This is a genomic window from Pseudomonas sp. LS_2 (assembly GCF_042709235.1).
Taxonomy (GTDB): domain Bacteria; phylum Pseudomonadota; class Gammaproteobacteria; order Pseudomonadales; family Pseudomonadaceae; genus Aquipseudomonas.
This window is the reverse complement of the sequence record NZ_JAVAYC010000001.1, coordinates 193389-206889: the sequence shown is the minus strand read 5'-3', so window position 1 is coordinate 206889 and position 13501 is coordinate 193389. Positions and strand designations below refer to the sequence as shown.

At 66.5% G+C, this 13501-nt stretch carries 10 protein-coding genes; 3 read left to right on the top strand and 7 right to left on the bottom strand.

All coding sequences use genetic code 11. The features are described from left to right. Positions 1-61 precede the first annotated feature (61 nt). Positions 62-1468, top strand: a complete 1407-nt coding sequence (locus RAC97_RS00940; protein WP_375099667.1) for an adenosylmethionine--8-amino-7-oxononanoate transaminase — start codon at positions 62-64, stop codon at positions 1466-1468. A gap of 141 nt (positions 1469-1609) precedes the next feature. Then, positions 1610-2329 (top strand): 16S rRNA (uracil(1498)-N(3))-methyltransferase, encoded by a 720-nt coding sequence (locus RAC97_RS00935; RefSeq protein ID WP_375099668.1) that lies wholly within the window; start codon positions 1610-1612, stop codon positions 2327-2329. On the opposite strand, the gene RAC97_RS00930 is transcribed toward RAC97_RS00935, so the two are convergent. From RAC97_RS00930 to RAC97_RS00900, 7 genes are all read right to left on the bottom strand, one after another. After that, the gene (locus RAC97_RS00930; protein ID WP_375099669.1) at positions 2326-2943 is read right to left on the bottom strand and encodes a hemolysin III family protein; all 618 of its coding nucleotides are present in this window, start codon (positions 2941-2943) and stop codon (positions 2326-2328) included. The two genes, RAC97_RS00935 and RAC97_RS00930, sit on opposite strands and share 4 nt — an antisense overlap. Before the next feature lie 143 nt (positions 2944-3086). Then, entirely contained in the window at positions 3087-3560 is a 474-nt protein-coding gene (locus tag RAC97_RS00925; protein ID WP_375099670.1) for a chemotaxis protein CheW, read from the bottom strand. Further along, positions 3553-8829 carry an Hpt domain-containing protein gene (locus RAC97_RS00920; RefSeq protein WP_375099671.1) on the bottom strand — a complete coding sequence of 1759 codons (5277 nt, stop codon included), beginning with the start codon at positions 8827-8829 and terminating at the stop codon, positions 3553-3555. The genes RAC97_RS00925 and RAC97_RS00920 overlap by 8 nt, the downstream gene beginning before the upstream one ends. 9 nt (positions 8830-8838) lie before the next feature. After that, on the bottom strand, positions 8839-10878 hold the full coding sequence (locus RAC97_RS00915) for a methyl-accepting chemotaxis protein (protein WP_375099741.1): 2040 nt from the start codon (positions 10876-10878) through the stop codon (positions 8839-8841). A 33-nt stretch (positions 10879-10911) separates the two neighbouring features. Continuing rightward, complete coding sequence (locus RAC97_RS00910; protein WP_375099672.1) at positions 10912-11466, bottom strand: chemotaxis protein CheW; 555 nt, start codon at positions 11464-11466, stop codon at positions 10912-10914. Continuing rightward, on the bottom strand, positions 11463-11828 hold the full coding sequence (pilH, locus tag RAC97_RS00905) for a twitching motility response regulator PilH (RefSeq protein ID WP_375099673.1): 366 nt from the start codon (positions 11826-11828) through the stop codon (positions 11463-11465). The genes RAC97_RS00910 and pilH overlap by 4 nt, the downstream gene beginning before the upstream one ends. Before the next feature lie 62 nt (positions 11829-11890). Beyond that, positions 11891-12292, bottom strand: a complete 402-nt coding sequence (locus tag RAC97_RS00900) for a PleD family two-component system response regulator (RefSeq protein ID WP_375099674.1) — start codon at positions 12290-12292, stop codon at positions 11891-11893. 226 nt (positions 12293-12518) lie between these two features. Between RAC97_RS00900 and gshB the strand changes: the two genes are divergently transcribed. Further along, positions 12519-13472 (top strand): glutathione synthase, encoded by a 954-nt coding sequence (gene gshB, locus RAC97_RS00895; protein WP_375099675.1) that lies wholly within the window; start codon positions 12519-12521, stop codon positions 13470-13472. Positions 13473-13501 lie beyond the last annotated feature (29 nt).

The window sequence follows — 13501 nt, the reverse complement described above, 5'->3', positions numbered from 1 at the left end:
GAAGTGGCTTTGCTTAGGCTTGTGCCGTCCTACCTGCCACACCCTCCAGGAGAAGTTGCCCATGGGCCTCAATCAACAGTGGATGCAGCGCGACCTCAAGGTCCTCTGGCACCCCTGCACGCAGATGAAAGACCACGAGCAACTGCCGCTGATTCCGATCAAGCGCGGCGAGGGTGTGTGGCTGGAAGACTTCGAGGGCAGGCGCTACCTGGATGCCGTCAGCTCCTGGTGGGTCAACGTGTTCGGCCACGCCAACCCACGTATCAACCAGCGCATCAAGGACCAGGTCGACCAGCTCGAACATGTGATCCTCGCAGGCTTCAGTCACCAGCCGGTCATCGAGCTGTCCGAGCGCCTGGTGGCCATGACGCCCGCCGGGCTCGACCGGGTGTTCTACGCCGACAACGGCTCGTCATGCATCGAAGTGGCGCTGAAGATGAGCTTTCACTACTGGCAGAACAAGGGCCAGCCGCAGAAGAAGCGCTTCGTCACCCTGACCAACAGCTATCACGGCGAAACCATAGCGGCGATGTCGGTGGGCGACGTGCCGCTGTTCACCGAGACCTACAAGGCGCTGCTGCTCGACACCCTCAAGGTGCCCAGCCCGGATTGCTATCTGCGCCCCGAAGGCATGGGCTGGGAAGAGCACTCGCGCAACCTGTTCGCCGCCATGGAGCAGACCCTGGCCGAACACCACGCGAGCATTGCCGCCGTGATCGTCGAGCCGCTGATCCAGGGTGCTGGCGGCATGCGCATGTACCACCCGGTGTACCTCAGGCTGCTGCGCGAGGCCTGCGACCGCTACAACGTGCACCTGATCCATGACGAAATCGCCGTAGGCTTCGGCCGTACCGGCACCCTGTTCGCCTGTGAGCAGGCCGGTATCCGCCCGGACTTCCTGTGCCTGTCCAAGGCCCTTACCGGCGGCTACCTGCCGCTGGCCGCCTGCCTGACCACCGATGACGTCTACCAGGCCTTCTACGACGACTACCCGACCTTGCGCGCCTTTCTTCATTCGCACAGCTACACCGGCAACCCGCTGGCTTGTGCCGCGGCCCTGGCGACGCTGGATATCTTCGAACAGGACAACGTGATCGAAGCCAACAAGGCGCTGTCGGCGCGCATGGCCAGCGCCACCGCGCACCTGGTCGACCACCCGCACGTGGCCGAAGTGCGCCAGACCGGCATGGCCCTGGCCATCGAGATGGTCCAGGACAAGGCCGGCAAGGTCGCCTACCCGTGGCAGGAGCGCCGCGGCCTGAAAGTCTTCGAGCACGCCCTGACCCGTGGCGCCTTGCTGCGCCCGTTGGGCAGCGTGGTGTACTTCCTGCCGCCCTACGTGATCACCCCGGAGCAGATCGACTTCCTGGCCGAGGTGGCCACCGAAGGTATCGATATCGCTACCCGCAACAGCGTCAACGTGGCCGTGCCGGCCAACTTCCACCCCGATTTCCGTGACCCAGGCTAGGCCCTGAACGTTACGCCTCCCCTTGTAGAAGCGGGCCTGTCTGCGAGCAGGCACTGCGATGTATGGCACCGGCTGCGCAGGTGTTCGCGGGCAAGCCCGCTCCTACAAGGCCCAAGTCAACCCTTTGCCCTGAGTTGAACCATGCGCCTGTCCCGCTTCTTCATCGACGCCCCCCTCTCCCTCGGCGAGCACGACCTGCCCGAGGCCCAGGCCCACTACATCGGCCGCGTCCTGCGCATGAGCGCAGGCGAGGCCGTGCAGCTGTTCGACGGCAGCGGCCAGGAGTACCGCGGCCAGTTGCTGGAGGTCGGCAAGAAGAGCGTGCGCGTATCCCTCGACCAGGCCCTGCTCGGCCAGGCCGAGTCACCCCTGCACATCCACCTCGGCCAGGGCCTGTCCCGCGGCGAGCGCATGGACTGGGCGATCCAGAAGGCCACCGAGCTGGGCGTGAACGAAATCACCCCGATCGTCAGCGAACGCTGCGAAGTACGCCTGAAGGACGAACGCGCCGACAAGCGCCTGGCCCACTGGCGCCAAGTGGCGATCAGCGCTTGCGAACAGTGCGGCCGCTCGAGCGTGCCGGTGATCCACCCGCCAGTCACCCTGGCCGAATGGCTCAAGAGCAGCGATGCCGACCTCAAGCTGGTGCTGCATCCGGTAGCCGAGCCACTGACCCGCCACGCCAAGCCGGCGCGCCTGGCCTTCCTGATCGGCCCCGAGGGCGGCTTGAGCGATGCGGAAGTGGACCAGGCCAAGGCCAGCGGCTTTGACGCAGCACGCCTGGGCCCACGGGTGCTGCGCACCGAAACCGCGCCCGTCGTCGCGCTGAGCGTGGCGCAACAGCTATGGGGTGATTTCTAGAGCACGAAGAAGGACACCGCCACGAAGTGCATCAGGCTGCCGGCGATGACGAACAGGTGCCAGATGCCGTGCCAGTGACGGAAGCGGCTGTCGAAGGCGAAGAAGATGATGCCGACGGTGTAGAACACCCCGCCCGCCGCCAGCCAGGCGAAGCCTGCGCTACCGAGGCTGTGCAGCAGGGGCTTGACTGCCACCAGCACGATCCAGCCCATCACCGCGTAGATGACGATCGATAAGATCCGCGCCTCCGAGCGCGGTTTTATCTCTTGCAGCATGCCTACCAGCGCCAGCCCCCAGACCACCCCGAACAAGCTCCAGCCCCACGGCCCACGCAGGCTCACCAGGCAGAACGGCGTGTAGCTGCCAGCAATCAGCAGGTAGATGGACAGGTGATCGAGCTTGCGCATGATCACCTTCGCCCGACCACGGGTGCTGTGGTAGAGGGTCGAGATGCTGTAGAGCAGCAGCAGGGTGAAGCCGTAGATGGAGAAGCTGACGATCTTCCAGGGGTCGCCTTTCAGGCCTGCGACGACGATCAGCCAGACCGCGCCGATACAGGCCAGTACCGCGCCCACCAGGTGGGTCCAGGCGTTGAAGCGTTCACCGTAGTACATGCAAAGATGGACCTCTTGAGGGGTAGTGGGTTCCAAGGTTGCGGCGGCGGTGCCTTCTTCGCGGACAAGCCCGCTCCTGCAGTGTTGGTGGCGAACTCTGTAGCAGCGGGCTTGCCCGCGACGAAGTCAGCCAGGGCAACATCCTACCCGGCAACCGGTTGCAGATCCGCGTCACGCACCAAGCGCTCCAGCGCCGCAAGGTCGGGCACCCGCGCCACCTGCTCGCCCACCTGCACCGCCGCCAGCTCCATCGAGCCCAGCGGTACATCCACGTAGTTGAGCTGGCTATCGAGCTTGCACGAGCGCGGAATGCCCTGCAGCAACACCGCCAGGTAACGCAAGCCGGTGTCGCCCAGGGCATTGAGCACCACCACCCGCGCACGCTCGCCGCAGGGCGTTTCCCCTCCGCAGGCGGCCTCGAAGCCGATCAGCGGCAGGCGCTGCTGGCGCCAGTCGATCCAGCCCATGTGCCACGAAGGCTCGAAGGTTTCGCAGACGAACCGCCGCTCCCCCATGAGCTCGGCCACCGCCACGTTGGGCAGCACCAGGGTGCGGTCGCCCAAGGGCAGCAGCAGCCCGGTCAGGCTGCTGCGCTGGCCGGCGATATGTTCAAGCATGTGGCTGGCTCCAATGGGCGATGCTCTGCAACAACAGCGACTCCTGGTAAGGCTTGCCCAGGTATTCGTTGACTCCGATGGCCATGGCCCGGTCGCGGTGCTTCTGGCCGCTGCGCGAGGTGATCATGATGATCGGCAGGTCGCGCAAGCGTGGGTCGCGGCGAATCCGCGTGGCCACCTCGAAACCATCCATGCGCGGCATCTCGATGTCCAGCAGCAGCACGTCGGGGCGGTGCTCTTCGAGCAAGGCCATGGCATCGACTCCGTCCTTGGCGGTCAGCACGCTCATGCCATGGCGCTCCAGCAGGCGGCTGGTCACCTTGCGCACTGTCACCGAATCGTCCACCACCATCACCAGCAACGCACGCCGCGGTGCCGGGCCGAGCAGCGGCCGCTGCGTATCCAGCCCGCTGGGCAGCCGCGCCAGGCGGCGCTGCTGGCCACGCAATTGGCCAAGCAGGTCGAGAATCAGCACCACACGGCCATCGCCCAGCAAGGTCGCCCCCGACAGCCCCGGCACCGCCGCGAACTGTGGGCCCAGGCTCTTGACCACGATTTCCCGGCTCGGCGACAGGCCATCGACCTGGATGGCGAACGATTGCTCCTGGGCATGCACCAGCAGCACCGGCAAGGGCACGGTCTGGCCCAGCAGGATGGGCCGGGTGACATCCTGCAACAGCTCGCCGAGGTAGCGCAGGTCGTATTCGTGGCCGGCATAGCGGTAGCGCGGCGGGTCCAGCTGGTAGCAGGCCTCGAGCTCGGCGGGGGGCACCCGCACGATGCCTTCGACGGTATTGAGCGGGATGGCGTACTGCTCATCGCCCAGGTGCACCATCAACGCCCGGTTCAGCGACACCGTGAACGGCAGGCGAATCTGGAAGCGCGCGCCCTTGCCCGGGCTGGACTCGATACTCATCGCCCCGCCAAGCTGCTTGACCTCCTCGTGCACCACATCCATGCCCAGGCCGCGCCCGGAGATCTGGGTGATCTTCTCGGCGGTGGAGAACCCCGGCCGCAGGATGAACTGCAAGATCTCGTGGTCACTCAACTGCGCCTGGGGCGCCAGCAGCCCGCGCTTGATGGCTTTATCGCGCACCGCCTCCAACGGCACGCCCGCGCCATCGTCGCTCATTTCGATGACGATGTCGGCCCCTTCGTGCAGCAGGTTCAGGTGGATGGTGCCGTGCTCCGGCTTGCCGGCGGCCAGGCGCGCCTCGCGGCTCTCAAGGCCATGGTCGACGGCATTGCGCAGCATGTGCTCCAGCGGCGCGACCATACGTTCCAGCACGCTGCGGTCCAGCTCGCCCTCGGCGTTGCCGACCACCAGCTCCACCTGCTTGCCCAGCTCACTGGCCACCTGCCGCACCACCCGCTGCAAGCGCGGCACCAGGCGCTCGAAGGGCACCATCAGGGTCGCGGTCAGGCCTTCCTGCAACTGGCTGTTCACCCGCGCCTGCTGCTGCAACAGGCTTTGCGCCTCCTGGGCACGCTGGGCGAGGGTTTCCTTGAGGTCGAGCAAGTCCGAGGCCGACTCGAACAGCGCCCGCGACAACTGTTGCAGCAGCGAATGGCGGTCCATCTCCAGGGGGTCGAAGTCTTCGTACACATCGCCTTCGGCCTGCCAGCGGCTGGCCAGGCGACCCTGGGTCTCGTTGTCCAGGCGCAGCAACTGGTCACGCATGCGCTCCAGGGTGGTTTCCATCTCGTTGAGGGCGAACTGCGCGTCGTTCACCTGCTGTTCGATGCGCCCACGGATGATCGCGTGTTCGCTGGCCAGGTTGCCCAGGTCGTCGAGCAGCTCGGCATCGACCTTGACCATATCCCCCGGCGCCCGCTCGGGGGTGGCCGTCGGCGCCTCGGCGGGGGCGGTCTCGGCAGGTACCTGGCCCGCGGCGCTGTCGGTAAGGGCGGCGCTGGAGAAGTTGCGGATGTAGTCGATCAGCGCCGTGGCCGCGTGCAGCGGCTGACCCAGGCGCGCCGCATCGAGCATGTGCGCCAGGCGGTCATGGCAATTCTGCAGCAGGCTGAACAGCGCCGGGCTCGGCGGCAGGCGTCCGGCGGCCAGCAGCTCGTAGAGGAATTCCAGTTCGTGGGCCAGGTCGCCGATGGCGGCGATCTCGACCATGCGCGCGCCGCCCTTGAGGGTATGCAGGTCACGCAGCAGGTTCTCCACCTCGACGCCGCTGCGTGGGTCGGCCTGCCAGCGCGCCAGGGCGGCGCCTGCGCTTTCGACGATATCCGAACTTTCCTCGAGGAAGACCTCCAGCAGCTCGGAATCGGCCGGGGCCTCGCCATCGACCTCCAGCACCTGCACGCTTGCAACCGATGGCGGTGCGTGGCGCAGGTCGCGCAGCTCACCCAGCAAGGCCGCATCCGACAGAGGCACCCGGCCCTGGCGCACCTGATCGAGCATGCCCCCCAGGGTCGCATGGCTACGCCGCAGCAAGCCCAGCGGCACGGCGATGGCGCTCAGGCGTCGGTCCACCAGCGCCTCGTAGAGCAACGCGAGCTCCTGGGCCAGCACCTCCAACGCACCCAGCGCCGCCAACTGCGCACCGCCATGCAGGGTTTGCAGGTCGTGTTGCAGGGTCGACAGCGCAGAGGCACTGTCGGGGTCGTTCGCCCAGTGCGCCAGCGCCTGGTCGGCGCTGGCGAGGGTGTCACTCGCCTCGACGAGGAACAGTTGAACCAGCGCAGGCTCCGGCAAGCCCAGCGGCACCACGCCATCGGCGCCCACCCGGCCCATGGCCGAGGGCGCCAGTGCCGTGTGCAGCAGCGCACGCAGGCCATCCAGGCAGTCCGGGCGCGGCGTCACCTCCTGCCCGGCGGCGATCTCATCGAGCATGTCCAGCAACGCTTCATGGGCCTGCCGGGCCTGAACGAAGAAGCGCCCATCGGCCACCAGGCTGCCCTCCTCGACGGCGCCATACAGGTCGAGCAATGCCTCGCAGATTTCATCCACCTGCCATAGCTCGGCCAGGTGCGCGCTGTGGCCCAGGGTAGTCAGCTCATCGAGCAAGGCGTCCAGTTCGTGTCGCTCGCGAGGGTGCTCCTGCCAGCGCGACAGCAACGACTCGGCGTCCAGCAGGATATCCATGGCCTGCTCCAGGAAACGCGCGATCAGTTGCGGGTCGCGCCGGGGACGACGAGGGTGCTGCGCGTCGTCGTGCAGCACCGCCAGGCGCGCATCGACCGCCTCGCCGACCTGTTCGATCAACGCCGCAGCGCCTGGAATCGGCGCCAGCGGCGTGCTGTCGAGCTGGGCCAGGCCGAGGCGGAACAACGAGCGGGCGGCCTCCAGCCATTCGATGTCGGCGACCTGCAACGCCAACTGATGCGCCTTGTACTCGCGCACCAGGCGGTCCAGGGCCGTGGCCAGCTCGGCAATCGGCATCACCCCCGCCATCGCGGCGCTGCCCTTGAGGGTATGCAAGGCGCGCTGCAGGCGGTCGTTGACCGGGGTGTCCTGGCCATCGGCCTGACCCAGGAAGGCATCCAGGCTGGCCAGATGGCCCTGGGCCTCGTTGCGGAAAATTTCCAGCAGCTGTGGGTCGAGGCCGCCAGCCTCGCTGGCCACCGGCGTGTCGTTCATCGCCAGGGCGTGCAGGTGGCCGGCCAAGGGCTCCAGCTGGGCCAGCCGCAGCGACTGCCCAGCGGCGAAATCGGCGAGCAGGTCGGGCAGGTGCACGAACACCTGCTGCAAGGCCACCTGGGCCTCGCCAGACAGCACCACCCGCCCTTCCAGCACGCGGTTGAGCAGGTGCTCGGCGCCCCAGGCCAGCTCAGCCACGCCAAGGGCCTGGACTACCCGGCCACCGCCCTTGAGCGTGTGCAGTGCGCGGCGCACCTCGACCAAAGCCTCGCGCAGCGTATTGTCGGCGCGCCAGCGCAGCCAATGGCGTTCGATTTCCGGCAACAACTCGCCCGCCTCTTCGAGGTACACCTGGCGCAGTTCATCGTCGATACCGTCCTGCGCGTGGTGATCGTCGGGCTTGGCCCGACAACACTCCACACCCAGTGCCGACAGGCTGGCGAAGGCCTGTTCGAGAAACGTCTGGGCCTCGACCAGCGGGTCGGCGACCCGCCACTGCAAATAGCACTCTGCCGCGCTCAAGGCGTCGGCCAGGTGTTCCAGTTCATCCGCTGGGGGCTCGTCTTCCAGGTGCGACAGCCAACCCTGCACGTAGCTGGCGCAAGCGCCGAACACTTCGGCCGCGGCCGGCAGCATCAGCATCGCCAAGGCGCCACGCAGCTGATGCAGCAAGCCCGGCAAGGGTTGCAGGCGCTGGCGTGGCCAGCCTGATTCCAGGCAGTCGCCGATCAGGTCCTTGGCCTGCTGCAGTACCGACAGCGACTCGTTGAGCACGACCTGGCGGATGTCGACCAGGTCGCTGCCAGGCAGGCTGCCGGGTTGGCTGTCTTCCAGCGGGCCGACCATGCCGTTGAGGGTCGCCTCGACGTACAGCAAGGCACCGGCGATATCCATCAGCACCGCGTCATCCGCCGCGCGCTCGCCCTGGGCCAGCGCCTGCAACGCCAGGACCTGGTCGATGATGACCCGGCGCGGCTGCTGGAAACCCAGCACTGCCAAAGTGTCGGCAACATGGCGCAATGGCGCCACCAGCACATCGAGCTGCTCGCCTTGCTGGCGGTCGCCACGCACGAAGTGGTCGAGCCGTTCCTTGATACGCACCAGGTCGTCGCACAGGGCCATCACCACCGAACGCAAGGCATCGCGCCCCTGGCCCGCCTGCAACTGCTCGCGCCAATTACCCAGCGACAGGTCGAGGTTGGCCAAATCCGCCGCACCTGCCAGACGCTGCGCCGCCTCGCCCATCAGGCTGCCCTGGGCCAACGCTTCAACGCCCCGGCAGCTACGCAGTTGGTTGAGTAGCGGCAGCACTACCAGTGGCAGGTCGTGACGAGCGCCGCGCAAACGCTCGAGGTAAGGCGGCAATTGTTCCAGGCCACGAAAAAGCGCGCCAAGGCAGTCGCCGCGCGGCGAGACCTGCCCATCGGCCATGGCCCGCCCGAGCAGCTCCAGCTCCTCGGCAAGGCGCGCCGCGCCACGCAGTTCGAGCATGCGCAGGCAGCCATGCACCTGATGCAGGTTGTCGACGAAGAATTCCAGCAGGCTGGGGTCGTCCGGCTCGCCGGTGAAGCGTTCCAGGGCCTGGCGCGCCTGGGCCAGGCAATCGAGGATGGCGCCCTTGGTCCAAGCCAGGGCGACCGTGTCGTGGCGCTCGGGACTCACTGCGGTGATGGCCATCTGGGATCCTCAGCGCCGTGCGGACGAAGCTGGCAACGTAAAGCCGGAGACCGAGCGGCGCATCTCGCTGGCCATCTTCGCCAGATGGCGGATGCTGTCGGCGGTGGCGCCGGAGCCTGCGGAGGTCTGCGCGGTGATCTGTTGGATCACCGCCATGGTGTGGGAAATCTGCCCGGCGGAAGAAGTCTGCAACTGCGCGGCGTCGGAAATGCTGTGGATCAATTCGGCCAGGTTCTGCGACACGCCCTCGATCTCCGCCAGGGCGACCCCGGCATCCTGAGCCAGGCGCGCGCCACGCACCACCTCGGCGGTGGTCTGCTCCATGGAGATGACGGCCTCGTTGGTGTCGGCCTGGATGGTGCGCACCAGCGCTTCGATCTGCCGGGTGGCAGACGACGACCGCTCGGCCAGGCGCTGCACCTCGTCGGCCACCACCGCGAAGCCGCGCCCGGCCTCGCCAGCCAGCGACGCCTGGATCGCCGCGTTGAGGGCGAGGATGTTGGTCTGGTCGGCAATGTCGTCGATCAGGCTGACGATGTCGCCGATTTCCTGGGAAGACTCACCCAGGCGCTTGATCCGTTTGGCGGTGTCCTGGATCTGCTCGCGGATGTTGTCCATGCCATGGATGGTGTTGTGCACCACCTCGTTGCCCTTGTTGGCGATGGCCACCGAGCGCTCGGCGACCTTGGCCGACTCATAGGCATGGGCCGAAACCCGGTCGATCGACTCGACCATGTCGCCCACCGCCACGGACGCCTCGCTGATCTGGTCAGCCTGGTGCTCGGACGCCTTGGCCAGTTGCCGCGAGGTGTTCTGCGTATCCTGCACGGCGGCGGCGACCTGCTCGGCGCTGTGGATGATGGTGGCCACGAGGTCGCGTAGCTGGTCCACGGAGTAATTGATCGAGTCGGCGATGGCGCCGGTGAAATCCTCGGTCACCGACACGGTGACAGTCAGGTCGCCATCGGCCAGTTCTTCGATTTCGTCGAGCAGGCGCATGATCGCCTGCTGGTTACGTTCGTTCTTCTCGCCGGTTTCGCGCAACTGACGGTGTGTGGCGCGCACCATCACCAGGCCGATGAGGATGATCGAGGCCAGCGCCAGCAGGCCGAGCGCGTAGCCGCCAAGGGTGTCGAGGGTACGCCCGCCGGCCAGGTTCTCGAAACCGTTGGCCAGGTGCGAGGCTTCGTCGAGCAGAGTCTGCGACAGGCTGAAGATGTTACTCGCCGCTTCGCGCACCCGCAGCAACTCGGGCGAGGTCTCGAGGATTTCGTCCACGGAGCCGGAGACGAACTGGAACAGCTCGGCGATCTCCGTCAGCCGGGCGCGGGCATCCGGGTCTTCGACCCGGGTTATCTGGATGGCTGGGTTTCCGGCCAGCATCCCTTCGAGCACCTGGCCGAAACGGCTGGCATCGCGGCCAAAGGTGTCGGCCGCCTGCGCCGAGGCTTCGTCGCCACCCAGCACGGTGTTGACCGAACCAAGAATGCGCTCGGCCAGCAGCAACTGGCGCTGGGCCACCGCCACCTGGTTGGCCGGCGCGCCGCTCTGCAGCAGGCTTTCCACCACTTTTTCGTACTCGACCTGCAACTGCGGCACGGTTTCGGACAGGGTCGCCGCTACCTGGTGCAACGACAGCACGGTCTGCTCGCTGGCCAAAATGGTGTCGGTATTGGCGCGCAGGTTGTCCCAGTCCCGGCGTACCGCGTCCATTTCATCACGCACTGCAACCGGCGCTGGCGGCAGGCTGGTGGCCGGGTCGCCTTCGCGCAGGTATTTCCAACGCCGCTCGAAATCGTTGCGTGCATCGGACAGCAGCTTGAAAGCCAGCGCCTTGCCGGCCGCGGCCTCGGTGGCGTTCTTGGCGATACGCTGGGACAGCACCCGTAGCTCGCCAGCATGGCCGATGTACTGCTTGTCGTAGTTGGACTGGGTGTTGAGGTAGGCGAAGTTGGCGAACAGCAGGATGATCGACAGGATCAGCACCACGAACAGCACGGTGATCTGCGCCGTGCTGCGCGGGCGCTGGGCCACGGCGGCGGGGGCAATGGGTGCAGCAGGGTTGTTCACGGTCGATATCCTCTACAGCGCCACATCGAGAAAACCGGGCGCCTGGGCCAGGGCGAACGGGCTGAAGATCGCCCAGTTGTGTTCACGGGGGAAATGCCCCTGCACGAAGGGTGCCGCCGCACCGAGCAGTGGGTAGGGGGGCTCCAGCGCCAAGCTGCTCAGGGCGAAATGCTGCAAACCCACCACCTCGTCCACCAGCAGCCCGGCGAACAAGTCCTCGACGTCGAGCACCAGCACACGGCGCTGCTTGCCCGGCGCGGCTTGCCCGAGGCCGAAAAAAGCCGATAGGTCCATCAGCGGCAACAAGCGCCCACGCACGTTGGCCACGCCCCGCACCCACGGCTGCACACCCGGTACGCGGCTGCTGCGCGGCTCGCGCAGCACCTCGGCAACTTCGCCCATGGGCGCCACGAACCAAAACCCGGCGATGCGAAAACCGATACCGCTCCATTGTTGCAAGCGCAGGTCCTGGGGCGGCTGGTCCGCCACCAGCAGGCGGCAGCGCCGGTCGATGTCCAGCAACAACTCGAACGCGGTAAGCGCCGCGCCCTGGGGCCGAGTGGTCAACCTTTGAGCACTTCGTCGAGCTTGGCGATCAGCGCATCTTCGGCGACCGGTTTGGTCAGAAAGTCCCGCGCGCCTTGGCGGGTGGCCCAGATACGGTCGGTTTCCTGGTCCTTGGTGGTCACCACGATCACCGGGATGGCACTGGTTTCAGGGTCCTTGCTCAACTGGCGGGTGGCCTGGAAACCGTTCATGCCAGGCATGACGATGTCCATCAGCACCGCATCGGGTTTTTCCTGGCGGGCCAGGGCTACGCCGTCGGCGCCGTTGTCGGCCTTGAGCACTTGGTGGCCGTGCTTTTCCAGCCACTCGGTCAAGCGGTACATCTCTGTCGGCGAGTCGTCGACAATCAGAACTCGGGCCATGCTGTTTCCCCAATCTAAGGAAAAGGACACCGCCAATGGCGGGACGGTGTCGGAGTGCGTTGTCAGGGTGCGTCCAGTGCCTGCTCGGCGAACCCGGGCACATGCACACGGATCGCATCGAGCAGTTCTTCCTTGCTGAACGGTTTGGTGAGGAACTGGTCGGAGCCGACCACCCGCCCACGCGCCTTGTCGAACAGGCCATCGCGCGAGGACAGCAGGATCACCGGGGTGTCCTTGAAGGTGGCGTTCTGCTTGATGACTGCGCAGGTCTGGTAGCCGTCCAGGCGCGGCATCAGCACATCGACGAAGATGATGCGCGGCTCATGGTCGACGATCTTGGCCAGGGCATCGAAGCCATCGCTGGCGGTGATTACCTCGCAGCCCACTTCGCCGAGCAACATCTGCGCGGTGCGGCGGATCGTGCGCGAATCGTCGATCACCATCACCTTCAGGGGTTGTTCCATACGTTGCATCACCATCGCTGCTGAGGCGCAAATTCCGGGGTTTGCTCGCGCAAGGGCTGCGCGGCGGCCGCAGAAGCCTGCGAGTGCTCGAATGCAGGCATTTTTAGCACAGTCCGGGAAGGCATTCCATCTGCGCCACCCCTTGACCAGGCGCGTTCGCGGCGCCACCCTGAGCCACTTTTCTTTCGTGCCATCGCGCCTTCAGGGCGCCAAGAGGAATTACCCCATGAGCGTTCGCCTCGGGATTGTCATGGACCCCATCGCGTCCATTTCCTATAAGAAGGACAGCTCGCTGGCCATGCTGCTGGCGGCCCAGGAGCGCGGCTGGAGCCTGTTCTACCTGGAGCAGCCCGACCTGTACCTGGGCGCCGGCCAGGCCCGCGCGCGGATGCGCCCGCTCAAGGTGTTCGCCGACCCGGCGCACTGGTATGAGCTGGGCGAGGAACAGGACGGCAAGCTCGCCGAACTGGACGTGATCCTGATGCGCAAGGATCCGCCCTTCGACATGGAGTTCGTCTACAGCACCTACCTGCTGGAGCAAGCCGAGCGCGAGGGCGTGCTGATCGTCAACAAGCCGCAGAGCCTGCGCGACTGCAACGAAAAACTTTTCGCCACCCAGTTCCCGCAGTGCATGGCGCCGACGCTGGTGAGCCGCCGCGCCGATATCCTGCGGGAATTCGCCGCCACCCATGGCGATGTGATCCTGAAGCCGCTGGACGGCATGGGCGGCGCGTCGGTGTTCCGCCACCGCCAGGGCGACCCGAACCTCTCGGTGATCCTCGAGACCCTGACTCAGCACGGCAAGCAGCAGATCATGGCGCAGGCCTTCCTGCCGGCGATCACCGACGGCGACAAGCGCATCCTGATGATCGACGGCGAGCCGGTCCCCTACTGCCTGGCCCGTATTCCTGCCAGTGGCGAGACCCGTGGCAACCTGGCCGCCGGCGGCCGTGGCGAAGCCCGCCCGTTGACCGAACGCGACCGCTGGATCGCCGCCCAGGTCGGCCCGAGCCTGCGTGAGAAGGGCCTGTTGTTCGTCGGCCTGGACGTAATCGGCGACTCGCTGACGGAAATCAACGTCACCAGCCCCACCTGCATCCGCGAGATCGACGCTGCCTACAACACCAACATCGGTGGCCAGCTGATGGATGCCATTGATCGCAAGCTCACGGCGCGCTGACCACCGACGCGGAGCAAAGCCACGCAGTG